The sequence below is a fragment of the Brevibacterium marinum genome, assembly GCF_011927955.1.
Lineage (GTDB): Bacteria > Actinomycetota > Actinomycetes > Actinomycetales > Brevibacteriaceae > Brevibacterium > Brevibacterium marinum.
On sequence record NZ_JAATJN010000001.1, the window covers coordinates 2,236,022 to 2,252,163 of the forward strand.

A 16,142-nucleotide genomic window follows, 5' to 3' on the forward strand; every position below is an offset into this window, starting at 1 on the left:
GCCCGCGGGCAGGCTGATGACGAGGAAGGATGCTCGTCAATACGGGGTTCCTCGAGGCTCAGGAGGCGCGTCGCGGCAGGCGCGGAGCGCGAGAGATCCCCGACAGAGCCACCGGCAAGAGCTGGTACCTCAACGCCGGCGATATGACACATCCGATGATCGATGCCTTCGTGGCCGAATTCGACTCCGCACCGCACGAAGAACGGACGTTGCGGCGCATGGCCGCAATGCTGACCGCGGACGAGGTCGACGAATTCAGAGACCGGATCGACGCCCTGTTCGAGGAATTCAGGTCACGGCGGTCCGGTCGGGACACGAAGCAGTGGGCCCTCTTCACCGCCATGCACGCCAGCCACCAGCACGGCACCGACCCGGACCTCTGATCTCAGCTGCGTTCCCCGTGTGTCCGTCACGTCCAGCACTCGCGCCGAGGTGGATTCGGCACGCCGAAGCCTGCGGATTTGCTGGGCAGGAGCGCATAATCGCCCTAAGATGAGGTCCATGGCGACCAGAACGACTTCCCCCGCTTCTGGTACTCGAAAAGGCACAGCGCGCAAGAGCACTGGTCGGACCGGGCAAGCGGGGACCAAAGACCCCGGGACAAACGTTGTCACCGGTGCGTGGAGGGGAGTGTCCCACATGGCCGGGAACCGTGCCCGCAAGATCCTCAGCGACGAACCCACCGATTCACCGACGAAGAGAGACGGCACAGCCTTCTTCCTCATCGGCCTGTCCATCGTCATCGCCGCGTTCGAATGGTGGAACATCCCGGGTGCGATCAGCGAAGGCGTCAGGGGCGTCGTCGAGGGCACCTTCGGGCGCGTGGCCCTGGCCCTGCCGGTGATCTTCACCTGTTATGCGATCAGGCTGTTCCTTCGCGGAGAGGACAATCGCGGCAACAACCGGATCCTCATCGGCATCATTCTCCTGCTCCTTTCGGCCTCCGGTCTGGCCAACATCGCCGCCGGCAATCCGGGATTCGTCAATTCCCGAGATGCCATGGCCAACGGCGGCGGAGCACTCGGGTTCGTCATCTCCTCGCCCCTCGTCGTCGCGATGACCGTCTACGTGGCGGTGCCGCTGCTCGTCCTGCTCGGCACCTTCTCTGTTCTCGTCATCACCGCGACACCGGTGCGTTCGATTCCCCAACGTCTGACTGCGCTGTATCAGCGGCTGACCGGTGGAGCACGCCCGGCTCGGGACTCCGATTCGGACGCGTCCTCGACCGATCTGGTCGCCGACAACGAGCACACCTCCGATCTCAAACCGGTCATGGGAACCAAACGCCGGTCGCGGAAGAAGAAGACGGACGCCGAGGCTGCGAAGAAGGACGACGACACCGCGACGAAGGCTTATGACAAGGCCTACATCCATGAGAACGACGTCAGCGACGAAGATGCCGACACCACGGTCATCGAGCGGCCACAGTTCAAGCCCGGTGAGCGTCGGCCGACGAAGGCCGAGCGTGAAACGGCGGCGCTGAAGAAGACCATCGGCATGGACGATGATGCCACCTCGGCGAACAAGACCAACTCGGGAGCCGCCTCGGCGCCGGTGGCAGCCTCGAACAGTCCGACGCCCCCACCCACGGAGCAGCTGCCCGAACGCGTGGAGCAGCTGACTCTGGCCGGGGACGTGACCTACACGCTGCCGAACTCGGACAACCTCGTGCCGGGGCCTCCTGCGAAGGAGCGCTCGGAGGCCAACGACCGCGTGGTCGAAGCGCTGCGCGACGTCCTCGAACAATTCAAGATCGCTGCGGAGGTCACCGGGTTCTCCCGCGGTCCCACCGTCACGCGATACGAGGTCGAACTCGGTCCGGGCACCAAGGTCGAGAAGGTCACCGCGCTGTCGAAGAACATCGCGTACGCGGTGGCCAGCGCCGATGTCCGCATCCTCTCGCCGATTCCGGGCAAGAAGGCGATCGGCATCGAGATCCCGAATTCGGACCGGGAGAACGTCGCCCTCGGCGATGTCCTGCGCTCGAAGGCCGCGCGGAAGACCGAGCAGCCCATGGTCATGGGCGTGGGCAAGGACGTCGAAGGCGGATTCGTCGTCGCCGACCTGTCCAAGATGCCCCACCTGCTCGTAGCCGGTGCCACCGGTGCCGGTAAGTCGAGCTTCGTCAACTCCATGATCACCTCGATCATGATGCGTGCGACCCCCGACGAGGTGCGCATGATCCTCGTCGACCCCAAGCGTGTCGAGCTGACGATCTACGAGGGCATTCCCCATCTGATCACCCCGATCATCACCAACCCGAAGAAGGCCGCCGAGGCGCTCGAATGGGTTGTGCGCGAAATGGACACCCGCTACGACGACCTCGCCCAGTACGGGTTCAAGCACATCAAGGAATTCAACAAGGCGGTCCGGGAGGGGCGGGTCCAGCCGCCCGCCGGCTCCGAGCGGGTCCTCCAGCCCTACCCGTACCTGCTGGTCGTCGTCGACGAGCTCGCCGACCTGATGATGGTCGCGCCGCGAGACGTCGAAGCGTCGATCCAGCGCATCACCCAGTTGGCGCGTGCGGCCGGCATCCACCTCATACTCGCCACACAGCGCCCCAGCGTCGACGTCGTCACCGGTCTCATCAAGGCCAACGTTCCCTCGCGTCTGGCCTTCGCGACCTCGTCCCTGGCCGACTCGCGGGTCGTGCTCGACCAACCGGGCGCGGAGAAGCTCATCGGTCAGGGGGATGCGCTGTTCCTGCCCATGGGTGCCGCGAAGCCGATGCGTGTCCAGGGCGCATGGGTCAACGAGTCCGAGATCGAGAAGGTCGTCGAACACGTCAAGGGCCAGCTCACCCCGAACTACCGCGAGGACGTTGCCGTCGAGGCGCCAAAGAAACAGATCGACGAGGAGATCGGCGATGACCTCGAACTGCTGCTCCAGGCCGCAGAACAGGTCGTGACCACGCAGTTCGGTTCGACGTCGATGCTGCAGCGCAAACTGCGAGTCGGATTCGCCAAGGCGGGCCGCCTCATGGACCTCATGGAGTCACGCGGAATCGTCGGCCCCTCCGAAGGCTCGAAGGCTCGCGACGTGCTGGTCCGTCCCGAGAATCTGCCCGCGACCCTGGCGATCATCAAGGGCGAGACCCCACCGGACGAGGAACCCGACTCGGCACCCGCGAACGGCGGTGGATCGACCGGCGGCGGATCGACCGGCGGACAGGCCGGCGGCACGTCCGGCACAGCGTCGGCGGCCGGTGACTACGACGAGGAGTTCGAAGACTTCGGAGCCTCGAACGGCAGCTCCTCGGCCGCATCGGGGGGATCCGGTGGAGGCGACCGCTACTCGTCAGGCGTCGGGCATGCCGCAGACCTGCACGTCGGTGACGTCGACCCCGAGACGGGATTGGAAGTCGTCGAAGCCAGCGACGAGGACGCCTGGTCGCTCACAGGTCGCTGATCCCGGTAGCTGCACGCACCCGCGGCGGCTGTAAGAGGTGGAGCCGCGCGCTGAAACGAACGGACGGCTCCACGCCATTCACATGTGCCTCGGATAGGGTTGATACGTGAATGATCGACCCGCCCCAGGCCATGTACCGTCAGAGCCGAGCCCATGGAATGTTCCCAATGCTCTGACCGTGCTCCGGATCCTGCTCGTCCCCGTCTTCCTCATCCTTCTTCTGGTCGATGGGGGACAGGACGTGACCATGCGATGGTGGGCTCTTGCGGTGTTCCTGTTGGCGATGGCCACCGACAAGATCGACGGTGACCTGGCCCGCAAATACAATCTCATCACGAACTTCGGCAAGATCGCCGACCCGATCGCCGACAAATCGCTCATGGCGGCCGCGCTCATCGGCTTGGCCGCGATCACGGAGCTCCCCTGGTGGGTCCCGGCCCTCATCCTCGTTCGTGAACTGGGCATCACGGTGCTGCGCTTCTTCATGATCCGCATCGCCGTCATGCCCGCCTCCAGAGGCGGCAAGATCAAGACCGTTCTGCAGACCGTTGCGATCGGACTGTTCCTGCTGGTGACTCCGCTGGCTCAATTCATCCCCGGGGGCGTGAGTCTCGCGCTGATGATTCTGGCGTGGGTGGTGATGACTGCGGCGATCGTGGTTACCGTCGTGACCGGAGTCGACTACTGCGTTCAGGCAGCGAAGCTTGCCAAAGGTGCGAACGCGGGCGACGGCTCGGATGACACGGACACGAAGTGAGCCAGTGAACGAGTCCGAACTCTTCTCCCGCACCCAACATCTCATCACCACCTGTGCACAGGTGGGCCTCTCGGTGGCCGGTGCCGAATCGCTGACCGGCGGTCGATTCGTGGCCACGCTCGTCGACGTGCCGGGAGCATCCGCAGTGGTCCGCGGAGGGCTCATCACCTATGCCACGGACCTCAAATCCCGCCTCGCCGGGGTCGACGCCGACCGGCTCGAGGAGACAGGACCGGTCGATGAGCTCGTCGCAGCGCAGATGGCGGCCGGAACCGCCAGGGAATGCGTGGCCGACATCGGTGTCGCCTGCACGGGAGTCGCCGGCCCACAGCCGCAGGACGGCCAGCCCGTCGGCCTCGTCTACACCGCAATCGCCTTCGCCGGGAAGGCGCAGGTCAGTGAGCACCACTTCGGCGGAGACCGGAATGCGATCCGCAGCCAGACCGTGGCCGCCATGATCGTCGGCCTCGATGAGTTCGCCAGCCGCTTGGCGTACGGCACCGAAGTGAACGAGCACGGTCGGCGATGACCGTCACCGGTTCCCAGCTGCAGTCGCGAACGACGCCTGCTGGAGCGTGACATACCGCTGTGCGCATGGAATAAGTTCGACCCGGGGGAAGTTGAGCAGGTAATGGCACATGGACTGACATATGGACGAACGTGCACCGGTACCTTCGAAAGGACTGGCAATACCATCAGGTCACGCACCCAGGTTGGCGCTCGGTCGCGCCCTGGCTGTAAAGTTGAGACTACGGTCGCGAGGATCCACGGATTCAAAGGGAGGGACGCAAGATGTTACTGAGAGTTGAAATCGGCGACGCGCTGCGTTCCGCTCGTCGGGTCCAAGGAAGGACTCTGCGCGACGTCTCGATGGGGGCCAGCGTTTCACTGGGTTACCTCAGTGAGATCGAACGCGGACAGAAGGAAGCCTCGTCGGAACTGCTGTCTGCGATCTGTGAGGCTCTGGACCTGCCGCTGTCGGCACTGCTGTCATCGGTCTCGGATCGTTTCGCCCTGGACGAGGGAGTCGAGATTCCCGACACCATTCCGCAGGAGCTCTCCGACAAGATCCTGGGCCGCCCCGGTGGATATTCGGTGCCACGATTGGCAGCCAAGCCCTAATGCGTCACACCCTCTACTGGGTTCTCATGAATGAGGAATTCGGCGAGGCACGTGCCGCATCGCTGCACACCGACCTGGCATTGAGCAGTCTGGGTTCCCGAACGGCCGAAGAGGCATTCAGTGCCGGAATCGAACCTCGGGACATCTGGATCGCGGTCTGTGATGCGATGGGAGTGCCCGAATCACACCGCCTGGGCAAAGAGAAGCCGCGCTCACGTCCGTTCTAGAGGGGGCCATTTCGGCTCGCGATTCGACCCGAGCGGTTCACCGGTCGGCTCGCGGATCGCTGTTCGAATCGGCGGTCAACAGCATGGCGGGTGACGACGTTGCTTGATAGTCATCTCGACGGTACGAATTGTTGCGCATCTCAACGGTGCGAAAAATCCTGCGACACGCCCCGACATATAGAACACTTGTTCCCATGTCGGCTATGCTGGTAGGAAATCACGGGACCTGTGACCATGAGTGGCCGGTTATCCACGGGGGATTGCGTTCCCCTGTTGTTATGTCAGTGCCACCTTCTAGCCTTGGTCTCAACGGATAACGATACTTTTAGGAGAGATCATGGCTCGTACCCCGAAGAATGTGCAGATCCCGACCGGCGGAGACAAATCAAAGGCGCTCGACGCCGCGCTCGGCCAGATCGACAGGAACTACGGCAAGGGCGCGATCATGCGGCTCGGCGAAGGAGTCCGCGAACCGATCGCCTGCATCCCCTCCGGTTCCATCGCCCTGGATATCGCGTTGGGCATCGGCGGCCTGCCGCGCGGTCGCGTCGTCGAGATCTATGGCCCGGAATCCTCGGGTAAGACGACGGTGGCCCTGCATGCCGTGGCCAACGCCCAGAAGACGGGCGGAATCGCGGCGTTCATCGACGCTGAGCACGCTCTGGATCCCGAGTACGCGAAAAAGCTGGGCGTTGACACGGATCAGCTCCTCGTGTCGCAGCCGGACACCGGTGAGCAGGCGCTCGAGATCGCCGATATGCTGATCCGCTCCGGAGCGCTCGACGTCATCGTCATCGACTCTGTCGCAGCACTCGTGCCGAAGGCCGAGATCGAAGGCGAGATGGGCGACAGCCACGTCGGCCTGCAGGCTCGACTGATGTCCCAGGCACTGCGCAAGATCGCCGGCGCCCTGTCGCAGTCGAAGACCACGGCCATCTTCATCAACCAGCTGCGCGAGAAGGTCGGCGTCTTCTTCGGCTCACCGGAGACCACCTCGGGTGGCAAGGCGCTGAAGTTCTACGCTTCCGTGCGCATCGACGTGCGACGCATCGAGACCCTGAAGGAAGGCCAGGATGCCGTCGGCAACCGCACCCGCGCGAAGATCGTCAAGAACAAGATCGCCCCGCCGTTCAAGCAGGCCGAGTTCGACATCATCTACGGCCAGGGAATCTCCCGCGAAGGCAGCCTCATCGATATGGGCGTCGACAACGGCATCATTCGCAAGTCCGGATCATGGTTCACCTACGACGGGGATCAGCTGGGCCAGGGCAAGGAGAATGTGCGGAACTTCCTGCGCGACAACCCAGGGCTGGCTGAAGAGATTGAACTCAAGATCAAACACAAAATGGGTCTGATCAAGGTCGACGAGCCCGAGGACGAGGGCGACGAGGCAGAAGACACATCAGCAGAGGACTCGAAATCGGATGATGTCGAAGTCTCCTGACTCACAGGATCGAGTCAGCGATCCGGCCCCCATCGGCGGGGACACGACGAGATCGGATGCATCGGCGACGACGCTGGCCGGACTGCGTGAGGCCATCAGCGAGATCGACCAGCGTCATGCCGAAGGGGACTCGGGATACCTCTCGGGTCTGTCGGCCTCGGACACCTCCGATCCGCGGTCAGCTCTCGAGCGCGACGGTCGCCCCGCAGCCGCACACCAAGCAGCTTCAGACGCGGACGACTCGGCCCTGAACGACGCCCCGGCCCTGAGTGCTGCGTCAGGCCTGAGTGATGCGCTGTCATTCGACGACGCGGCCGATGACTTCGACACCTCCTACGCGAAGGCGAAGAAGACTGCGATGAACATGCTGGCCATGCGTGACCACGCCAGTGTCGAACTGCGGGACAAACTGCTCAAACGCGATTTCCTGCCTGCAGCCGTCGACGAACTCATCGCCAAACTCCAGAGATCACGGCTGCTCGACGATGAGGAATTCGCGCACCGGTATGTGCGCGCGCACAGGGAACGTCGAAAGCTCTCGCGCGGTGCCCTCAAACGAGAGCTCACGAAGAAGGGTCTGTCGGCCGACATCATCTCAGGCGCAGTCGATGACGTGGACGGGGAAGAGGATCTTGCCCGGCAGGTCGCGGAGAAGAAGGCCGCATCGAGCCGGGGACTGGCCTACGAGGTTCGTGAGCGCCGGATCCTGGGCATGCTCGCACGGCGAGGATTCTCCTCCTCGGTCTGCCTCAAGGTCACACGCGAGGTCCTCACCGAGGACTGAGATTCCGACCGACGACGAGGTCCTCACCGAGGACTGAGGATTGCAGAAGTGCCGGAACGGCTAGAATGGTCTCGCCATGACTGAACTGATTGACACACCCACCTCGACCGAGCCCTCACAGCGCAGCTACGAGGTGAAGACCTACGGCTGTCAGATGAACGTCCACGACTCCGAACGGCTGTCCGGCCTGCTCGACGACGCCGGCTATGTGCCTGCGAGCACGGACGATCAAGCCGATGTCGTCGTCTTCAACACCTGCGCTGTGCGCGAGAACGCGGACAACCGACTGTACGGAAACCTCGGTCAGCTGGCTCAGGTCAAGGAACGCCACCCAGATCTGCAGATCGCAGTCGGCGGCTGCATGGCCCAGAAGGACCGCGACACCATCGTCAAGAAGGCCCCCTGGGTCGACGTCGTCTTCGGCACCCACAACATGGGATCCCTGCCCGCCTTGTTGGAACGTGCGCGGCACAATCAGGAGGCCCAAGTCGAGATCCTCGAGAGCCTGGATGTCTTCCCCTCGACCCTGCCCAGCAGACGAGAGTCACAGCATTCCGGATGGGTCTCGATCTCAGTCGGATGCAACAACTCCTGCACGTTCTGCATCGTCCCCAGCCTGCGCGGAAAAGAGAAGGACCGCAGGCCCGGCGACATCCTCGCCGAAGTCGAAGCACTCGTCGCCGACGGAGTCGTCGAGGTCACGCTCCTGGGCCAGAACGTCAACTCCTACGGCACGGAATTCAGGGACAAGGGCGCATTCGCCAAACTGCTGCGAGCCGTGGGCAATGTCGACGGCATCGAACGCGTGCGATTCACGAGCCCGCATCCGGCGTCGTTCTCCGACGACGTCATCGACGCCATGGCCGAAACCCCAACGGTCATGCCGCAGCTGCACATGCCCTTGCAGTCCGGGTCGGACTCCATCCTCAAGTCCATGCGACGTTCGTACCGCACCAGCCGATTCATGCGCATCCTCGACTCGGTGCGCGAGAAGATCCCGCGGGCAGCCATCACCACGGACATCATCGTGGGGTTCCCCGGTGAGACCGAAGAGGACTTCCTCGGCACCATGGACATCGTCCGCCGTGCTCGATTCTCACAGGCTTTCACCTTCCAGTACTCGATCCGCCCCGGCACCCCCGCCGCGACGATGGACGATCAGATCCCCAAACACGTCGTGCAGGAACGCTTCGAACGGCTGACGGCGCTCCAAGACGAGATCTCCTGGGAGGAGAACACTGCGCAGATCGGCCGCGAGGTCGAAGTGCTGGTCACGACCAGGCCCCACGGAGACTCGCCACGACTGACCGGTCGCTCGGCCGACAACCGTCTGGTCCACGTCGGCATCCCCGACGGCGAGGAGATGCCGCGCCCCGGTGATTTCGTCACCGCGACCGTGACGGAGGCCAAACCCTACTTCCTCCTCGCCGACTCCGGCTACGCGGTTCGACCCTCACGGGCAGGAGACGCCTACGATCGCGCACAGGCAGACAGCTGTGCAGCACCGACTCCCGGCCAGTCGGGCGGCGGGTCCACCAACCTGGGCATGCCGACCATCCGCACCCGCAGCTGAGATGGCGGCATTTGCGATCATTCCGGCGGCACCGATCCTTCTGGCTGATGTCGACCTGGCAGAAGCCGAGCGAATTGCGTTTCTGAGAGCCGCAATCGAAACCTGTCTGAGCACACACGCCACGTGGTCCCTGCCCGTGGACGAACTGCCCCCGCTGGCGGGGCTCGGCGGCTGGGGAATCGATCGCGGCATCGACGCGAGAACCGGCGAACTGCTCGAGGGGGAGGACTGGGTGCGGGCGGTGGGTGAGCTCGCCCCCGCCGACCGGGCCGCCTGCGAATCCGCACACCCGGCAATCGCCGTCGGACTCCTGCACGCCCACGCCGCCGGAGTGCAGATCCGACCGTCGGGCAGCAGCGACGATCTGCTGATTCCCATCGATCTCTCGGCCGCCTCTGCTGAGAATTCGCCACTGGCGCCCGTGCCCGGCGCTGCGGCAGTCGACGGACAGCTCGTCCGCGGCATCACCACAGGTGATGCCGCGGACGTAGGTGTTGCGATCGCCGCCGCTGAGGACGTCCACGCTGATCTCGAACTCCTCGACGCCGCAGCCGGTCTCATGATGGCTCGGGAGCCGTCGGCCTACGCGTTTCGGACCGTCTTCGATGAGCGCGTCCACGAGGTGCGTTCGCTGTGCGGAACCGGGACCTACTGAGATGAGGCTGCCGTGAGCGCAGACGATCCGATCATCACGATTGCCGGTGCGACAGCCACCGGCAAAACGGATCTCGCCCTCAACCTCGCCGAACACCTCGGCGGGGAGATCATCAACACCGATTCGATGCAGTTCTACCGGGGGATGGACATCGGCACTGCCAAACTTCCGGTCAGCAGCCGGAGGGGGATCCCGCACCACCTCATCGACATCCTCGATGTGCGAGAAGACGCGAACGTGCAGAACTTCCAGCTCCGGGCACGTGAGGCCATCGCCGCCATCCGGGCTCGGGGCAGACGCCCCATCCTCGTCGGAGGATCGGGGCTGTACGCGCGTGCGGCGACCGACCGGATGGAATTCCCCGGCACCGATCCGCAGATCAGAGCACGGATCGAATCCGAGGTCGAAGCCGACCGATGGGGCAGACATCGGCACCTGCAGGACCTCGACCCCGCAGCCGCCGCGAAGATCACCCCCAACGATTCGCGACGCATCGTGCGTGCCCTCGAGGTCATCGAGCTGACCGGCCGACCCTTCAGCGCCCAGCTGCCCGACTATCAGGCCATCGAACCGACTCTGCACCTCGGGCTGCGCGTCGAACGTCAGAGCCTCCACGAGAAGATCGCGGAACGTGTGGCGACCATGTGGGAGCACGGCTGGGTCGACGAAGTCAGGGCGCTGCTCGATCGCGGTCTCGCCGAGGGAAAGACCGCATCCCGTGCGATCGGATACGCCCAGATCCAACGCCACCTGGCGGGAGAGCTCGACCGCGACCGTGCCCAAGAGGACACGATCATCCGAACTCGACAGTTCGCCCGCAGACAGGACACCTGGTTCCGCCGAGATCCGCGCATCGTCTGGATCGACGGGACCGCCGGTGACCACGACGCCAATGCGTCCCGGGCGCTGAAAGCAGACACCGATGCGATATTCCCCGAGAGCTGAATGTCGACTGTATCGGTGCCCGGACCCGCACCGATAGGATGGCGCCATGAGCTCCTCCCAGGCACCGTTCGCTGATATCGCAGGCACCCCTTTCATCAAGGGCCACGGCACACAGAACGACTTCGTTCTCCTCGCCGATGATGACGGCGACCTGGAGATCCATCCCGAAACCGTCGCGCTGCTGGCCGACCGCCGTGCGGGCCTGGGCGGCGACGGCGTCATCAGGATCGTGCGCTCGGCGAAGAGCGGAATCCCCGGCGCCGACGAACAGGCTGAGGCCGGCGCCGAATGGTTCATGGACTACTACAACCACGACGGCAGTCTCTCCGAGATGTGCGGCAACGGAGTCCGGGTCTTCGCCCATGTGCTCGCGACGACCGGCCGCGTCCCCACCGACGCGAAGGAGATCCGCGTCGGCACACGAGACGGCGTCAAGACGGTCAATACCGTTCTCAATCCGGCGCTCGGCACGCAGACCGGAGACGCTACAAGCGGGAGACGCCGGCAGACTCCCGGGTCGGCGGAGGACGCCTGGTACACGATCGACATGGGAGACTGGTCGCTCGACGACGGCGACGACGTCATCGTCTCGACGTCCGGCATCGAGGTGCCTCGCCCGGGCATGCGAGTCGACACCGGGAACCCCCACACCGTGGTCGCTCTTGCGGAGGGGACCGAACTCGACGGTGCCGAGCTGCGCGAGGCCCCCGTCCTCGACCCGGTCCCGCCACAGGGATCGAACGTCGAATACATCGTCATGGAGCCGGCTCGCAGCGATGTAGCCGGGGGAGAGGGCGCTCTGCGCATGCGGGTGTTCGAACGCGGGGTCGGTGAGACCCGCTCGTGCGGCACGGGGGCCTGCGCCGCAGCGATCGCCGCTCACCATTGGGCCGGTCGGGCCTCACCGCTGCAATGGCGCGTGGATGTGCCCGGCGGTCAGCTGCGCGTCGGCATCACACCGAACGAAGAGGGCACCCGGGGCAGCGTCACGCTCTCGGGACCGGCCGTTCTGGTGGCCGAGGGAACCATCAGCTGACAGACCGGTCAGTCGCGAGTGACGGTGAGCACCCGGTAGCCCTTCGACGATCCGGTGCGCACGACGGCGAAACCCTCGCCCAGCGTCTCGACGAGCCATCTGTGAAGCGAATCCGCGCCGAGGTTCTTCGACACCACGAGGTCGGCTCGCCCGCCTGGGGCCAATCGCGGCAGCCATGTGGTCAGCAACTCGTGCAGCGCTTCCTTGCCGACCCGGATCGGCGGGTTCGACCGGATGGCGCTGAACTGCAGATCGGCCGGGACCTCCTCGGCGGTGACGGGACGAATCGCATGCAGACCGAGACGCTGAGCATTCCTCCGTGTCGTATCGAGGGACCGGGAATTGACGTCGAGCGCCCACACACGGACATCCGCCTCGGCGTCCTGGGCACGCAGCGCCGCGTCCACGGAGATGGGACCCCATCCGCATCCCAGGTCGAGGACATCGCCGGGCTCGGGGGGCGGCAGATGACGCAGGAGGACCGCGGTCCCCAGATCCAGACGGGTGGGAGAGAAGGTCCCCGAGACGGTCTCGACGGTGACCTCGCGGCCGGCGAGATCAAGCGTGAGTTCGCGTGTTCGGACCTCGCTGCTCGGCGATTCGCTGAAATAGTGCTCTGACACCGTTACAGTTTAGACGGCTGTGGGAGAATTGATGGACACCTCTCAGAACTGAGAGGGAACTCTCCGCACCGCGGCAGCCGCGTCGGGAGTGGAAGCGAACAAAGGAATGAATGACGTCCACTGACAAAGAACGTCGGGAAGCGATGCTCGATCGCGTTCTCGCACGAGGCGCCCAGGCGCTGAGCAACAACGATTCACAAGTCGACGACGACTCGCAGTTCGACCTGGCCGAAAGGGCCGCCCTCACACGCGTCGCCGGACTGTCCACCGAACTCGAAGACATCACCGAAGTCGAATACCGGCAGGTACGCCTGGAGCGCGTCGTCCTCGCCGGGGTGTGGAACACGACGCTCGCCGAGGCGGAGAACTCGGTCAGGGAGCTCGCGGCACTCGCGGAGACAGCCGGCTCCGAGGTCCTCGACGCGCTCATCCAACGCCGCGAGAACCCGGACCCGGGAACCTACCTCGGCAAGGGCAAGGCCGCAGAGCTCGCCGAGATCGTGGCCTCCGTCGGGGCGGACACCGTGATCATCGACTCCGAGCTCGCACCCAGCCAACGGCGCGGGCTCGAAGACGTCATCAAGGTCAAGGTCATCGACCGCGTCGCACTCATCCTCGACATCTTCGCCCAGCACGCCAAATCACGTGAGGGCAAGGCACAGGTCGAACTGGCCCAACTCGAGTACCTGCTGCCGCGCCTGCGCGGCTGGGGCGAATCCCTGTCGCGCCAGGCAGGCGGTCGTGTCGCCGGTGGCGCCGGAATCGGGTCGCGCGGTCCGGGTGAGACGAAGATCGAACTGGACCGGCGTCGGATTCGGGCCAGAATGTCGAAGCTGCGCCGACAGATTGCGGGAATGGCACCCTCGCGGTCGACGAAGCGGAAGAACCGGGCACGCAACCATATCGCGTCGGTGGCGATCGTCGGATACACCAACGCCGGCAAGTCGTCCCTGCTCAATCGCCTCACCGACGCCGAGGTGATGGTGCAGAACGCGCTCTTCGCGACCTTGGATCCCACAGTCAGACAAGCACGCACCGCCGACGGAATCACCTTCACCTACACCGACACGGTCGGCTTCGTCCGGAACCTGCCCCACCAGCTCGTCGAAGCGTTCCGATCGACCCTGGAAGAGGCCTCCGGCTCGGATCTGCTCCTGCACATCGTCGATGCTTCCCACCCGGATCCGCACGGACAGATCCACGCTGTCAGGGAGGTTCTGAAGGACGTTGACACCGGAGACATCCCCGAACTCCTCGTGTTCAACAAATCAGACATCGCCGATGAAGCCGTCGTGACCGGTCTGCGCACAGAGTATCCGGACGCCTGTTTCGTCTCCGCCGCGACGAAAGAAGGCGTTCCCGAACTCGTCGAAACGATCGAGACGATGCTGCCCTCGCCCGACATCGAGGTCACGGTGCTCATCCCCTATGAACGAGGCGATCTCGTGTCGAAGATCTACGCCCTGGGCGTGGTCGAGCACGAAGAGCACAGCGCCGCCGGAACCGGGCTGCAGGCGAAGGTCCCGGCCGACCTCGCCGCGGAGCTCGAGGAATTCCGACGTCCGGACCTGGTCTCCGGCGAGTGAGCAAGGTCGAAGATCTGCTCGAGTCGGCCGTCGGCGCCATCGGCGGCTCGACCCGACAAGGACAGACGGAAATGGCCGAAGCGGTCGCCTCGGCGGTAGACAAGGGCATTCACCTGCTGGTCCAGGCCGGGACCGGCACCGGAAAGTCCTTGGCGTACCTGGTCCCTGCGGCCGAATACTCCAGCCGGACCGGGGGCCGTGTCATCGTCTCGACTGCGACCTTGGCGCTGCAGACGCAGATCATCCATCGTGACCTGCCCCGGTTGTTCAAGGCCGTGAAGAAGACGCTCGACCCGCTGCCACGTGCAGCCCTGCTCAAGGGCCGTCGCAACTATGTGTGCAAGCACAAGCTCTCCGGCGGGTACCCGGATGAGGGCGAAGGCATGCTCTTCGACCTCGGTGCCGATGCGGAGGCCGGACGCAAACCCAGCGACCGTTCGGGTCTGGGCGAGGAGATCCAGCGGATCCGGACGTGGGAGAAGACCACGGAGACCGGCGACCGCGACGACCTCCTCCCCGGGGTCAGCGACCGAGCTTGGTCGCAGGTCTCCGTCAACGCCTTCGACTGTCTCGGGTCGAACTGCCCGCTCTACACCGAATGCTTCGCGGAGCTGGCGCGCAACAATGCCGCCGAGGCCGACATCGTCGTGACAAATCACGCTCTGCTGGCCATCGACGCCTTCGGAGAGAACACCGTTCTGCCCGAACACGACGTCATCGTCATCGATGAGGCCCACGAGCTCAAAGATCGAGTCACGAACGCCCTGTCCGGTCAGATCAACATGAGCATGCTCTCAGCCGCCACCTCCTCCGTGCGCAAGCACACGGTCGTCCAAGACGGAGTCGTCGCACTGCTCGATTCGGCGGCCGCGGCCCTGGAGCGAGCCCTCAGCGGTGTCAGCGAAGGTCTGGTCATGAACATGAGCGAGACGCTGTCGTTGGCCCTGGCTCAGATTCGCGACTCCTCTCGGCAGATCATCAACGACATCGGCGGCAAGACCGAGGAGTCCGACGCTGGACGACAGATGGCCAAAGCCCGGTGCCAAGAGGTGTTCGACCTGGCCGAGCGATTCTGCTCGCCGGGGAAGAACGACGTCGTGTGGCTGAGCCGGAGCACCTTTCGTGAACGTGAGACCACGAACCTCGTGGTTGCGCCGCTGAGCGTGGCGGGCACCATGCGGTCGGGGATCTTCGAGGAATCAACGGTGGTGGCCACCTCGGCGACGCTGTCCCTGGGCGGAAACTTCGACGCCGTCGCGGCATCGCTGGGACTCTTCGGACCCGATGCGCCCAAATGGGACGGCCTCGATGTCGGTTCGCCCTTCGACTACGGCAGGCAGAGCATCCTCTACGTCGCCGCCCACCTTCCGCGGCCCGGCCGCAGCGGACTGAGCGAGCAGGCGCTGGAAGAGCTCGAGGAACTCGTGACGGCATCCAACGGGGGAGCCCTGGGGCTGTTCTCCTCTCGCGCCGCCGCGAACGCCGCTGCCGAGCACCTGCGGTCGACGCTGGACGTTCCGATCCTCCTCCAAGGCGACGACGGACTGCCCTCCCTCGTCTCCCAGTTCAGCGCCGATGAGGAGGCGTGCCTGTTCGGCACCATGTCGCTGTGGCAGGGAGTGGACGTGCCGGGGCGGACCAATCGTCTCGTCATCATCGACCGGCTCCCGTTCCCACGCCCCGACGATCCGCTGATGCAGGCCAGATCCCGCGATGCCGACAGCCGTGGTGTCAACGGGTTCATGGCCGTCAGTGCCACCCACGCCGCGCTGCGGCTGGCGCAGGGAGCGGGCCGGCTGATCCGCTCGACGTCGGACCAGGGCGTCGTGGCCGTCCTCGACTCTCGTCTGCGTTCGGCGCGCTATTCCGGGTACCTCGTGAATTCGATGCCGTCGATGTGGCCGAGCACCGATTCGGCACTCGTCAAGGCCAGCCTCGGACGTCTGGCAGAGAAGGACGACTGACACGCACGCTCGGCTGAC

The 16,142-nt window shown here is 64.8% G+C and carries 15 protein-coding genes; 14 read left to right on the top strand and 1 reads right to left on the bottom strand.

The features are described 5' to 3' along the window. The first annotated feature begins 29 nt into the window (after nt 1-29). From BKA07_RS09850 to dapF, 12 genes are all read left to right on the top strand, one after another. On the top strand, nt 30-383 hold the full coding sequence (locus tag BKA07_RS09850; RefSeq protein WP_209043930.1) for a hypothetical protein: 354 nt from the start codon (nt 30-32) through the stop codon (nt 381-383). Between the two features lie 256 nt (nt 384-639). Further along, complete coding sequence (locus BKA07_RS09855) at nt 640-3,408, top strand: DNA translocase FtsK (protein ID WP_167950745.1); 2,769 nt, start codon at nt 640-642, stop codon at nt 3,406-3,408. Between the two features lie 106 nt (nt 3,409-3,514). Next, on the top strand, nt 3,515-4,165 hold the full coding sequence (pgsA, locus tag BKA07_RS09860; RefSeq protein ID WP_167950746.1) for a CDP-diacylglycerol--glycerol-3-phosphate 3-phosphatidyltransferase: 651 nt from the start codon (nt 3,515-3,517) through the stop codon (nt 4,163-4,165). A 4-nt stretch (nt 4,166-4,169) separates the two neighbouring features. After that, nucleotides 4,170-4,694, top strand: a complete 525-nt coding sequence (locus BKA07_RS09865) for a CinA family protein (RefSeq protein WP_342449028.1) — start codon at nt 4,170-4,172, stop codon at nt 4,692-4,694. A gap of 263 nt (nt 4,695-4,957) precedes the next feature. Then, entirely contained in the window at nt 4,958-5,287 is a 330-nt protein-coding gene (locus BKA07_RS09870; protein ID WP_167950748.1) for a helix-turn-helix domain-containing protein, read from the top strand. Beyond that, complete coding sequence (locus BKA07_RS09875) at nt 5,287-5,514, top strand: DUF3046 domain-containing protein (RefSeq protein ID WP_167950749.1); 228 nt, start codon at nt 5,287-5,289, stop codon at nt 5,512-5,514. Before BKA07_RS09870 ends, BKA07_RS09875 begins: the two co-directional genes overlap by 1 nt. Before the next feature lie 337 nt (nt 5,515-5,851). Next, nucleotides 5,852-6,958 (top strand): recombinase RecA, encoded by a 1,107-nt coding sequence (gene recA, locus BKA07_RS09880; protein WP_167950750.1) that lies wholly within the window; start codon nt 5,852-5,854, stop codon nt 6,956-6,958. Next, on the top strand, nt 6,942-7,742 hold the full coding sequence (locus tag BKA07_RS09885; RefSeq protein ID WP_245161910.1) for a regulatory protein RecX: 801 nt from the start codon (nt 6,942-6,944) through the stop codon (nt 7,740-7,742). The genes recA and BKA07_RS09885 overlap by 17 nt, the downstream gene beginning before the upstream one ends. Nucleotides 7,743-7,818: 76 nt before the next feature. Next, nucleotides 7,819-9,315, top strand: coding sequence for a tRNA (N6-isopentenyl adenosine(37)-C2)-methylthiotransferase MiaB (gene miaB / locus BKA07_RS09890; protein WP_167950752.1), 1,497 nt, complete (start codon nt 7,819-7,821; stop codon nt 9,313-9,315). Between the two features lie 136 nt (nt 9,316-9,451). Next, complete coding sequence (locus tag BKA07_RS09895; RefSeq protein ID WP_167950753.1) at nt 9,452-9,970, top strand: hypothetical protein; 519 nt, start codon at nt 9,452-9,454, stop codon at nt 9,968-9,970. A 12-nt stretch (nt 9,971-9,982) separates the two neighbouring features. Then, complete coding sequence (gene miaA, locus BKA07_RS09900) at nt 9,983-10,915, top strand: tRNA (adenosine(37)-N6)-dimethylallyltransferase MiaA (protein WP_167950754.1); 933 nt, start codon at nt 9,983-9,985, stop codon at nt 10,913-10,915. Nucleotides 10,916-10,961: 46 nt separating this feature from the next. Further along, a complete protein-coding gene (dapF, locus tag BKA07_RS09905) occupies nt 10,962-11,951 on the top strand; it encodes a diaminopimelate epimerase (protein ID WP_167950755.1) in 990 nt (329 codons plus the stop codon). A gap of 8 nt (nt 11,952-11,959) precedes the next feature. Here the strand turns inward: dapF and BKA07_RS09910 are convergent, their stop codons facing one another. Beyond that, on the bottom strand, nt 11,960-12,574 hold the full coding sequence (locus BKA07_RS09910) for a methyltransferase (protein ID WP_167950756.1): 615 nt from the start codon (nt 12,572-12,574) through the stop codon (nt 11,960-11,962). 110 nt (nt 12,575-12,684) lie between these two features. Here BKA07_RS09910 and hflX point away from each other — a divergent pair, with 110 nt between their 5' ends. Together hflX and BKA07_RS09920 are read left to right on the top strand one after the other, a co-directional pair. Next, a complete protein-coding gene (gene hflX, locus BKA07_RS09915; protein WP_167950757.1) occupies nt 12,685-14,160 on the top strand; it encodes a GTPase HflX in 1,476 nt (491 codons plus the stop codon). Then, a complete protein-coding gene (locus tag BKA07_RS09920; protein ID WP_167950758.1) occupies nt 14,157-16,124 on the top strand; it encodes a helicase C-terminal domain-containing protein in 1,968 nt (655 codons plus the stop codon). Before hflX ends, BKA07_RS09920 begins: the two co-directional genes overlap by 4 nt. Nucleotides 16,125-16,142 lie beyond the last annotated feature (18 nt).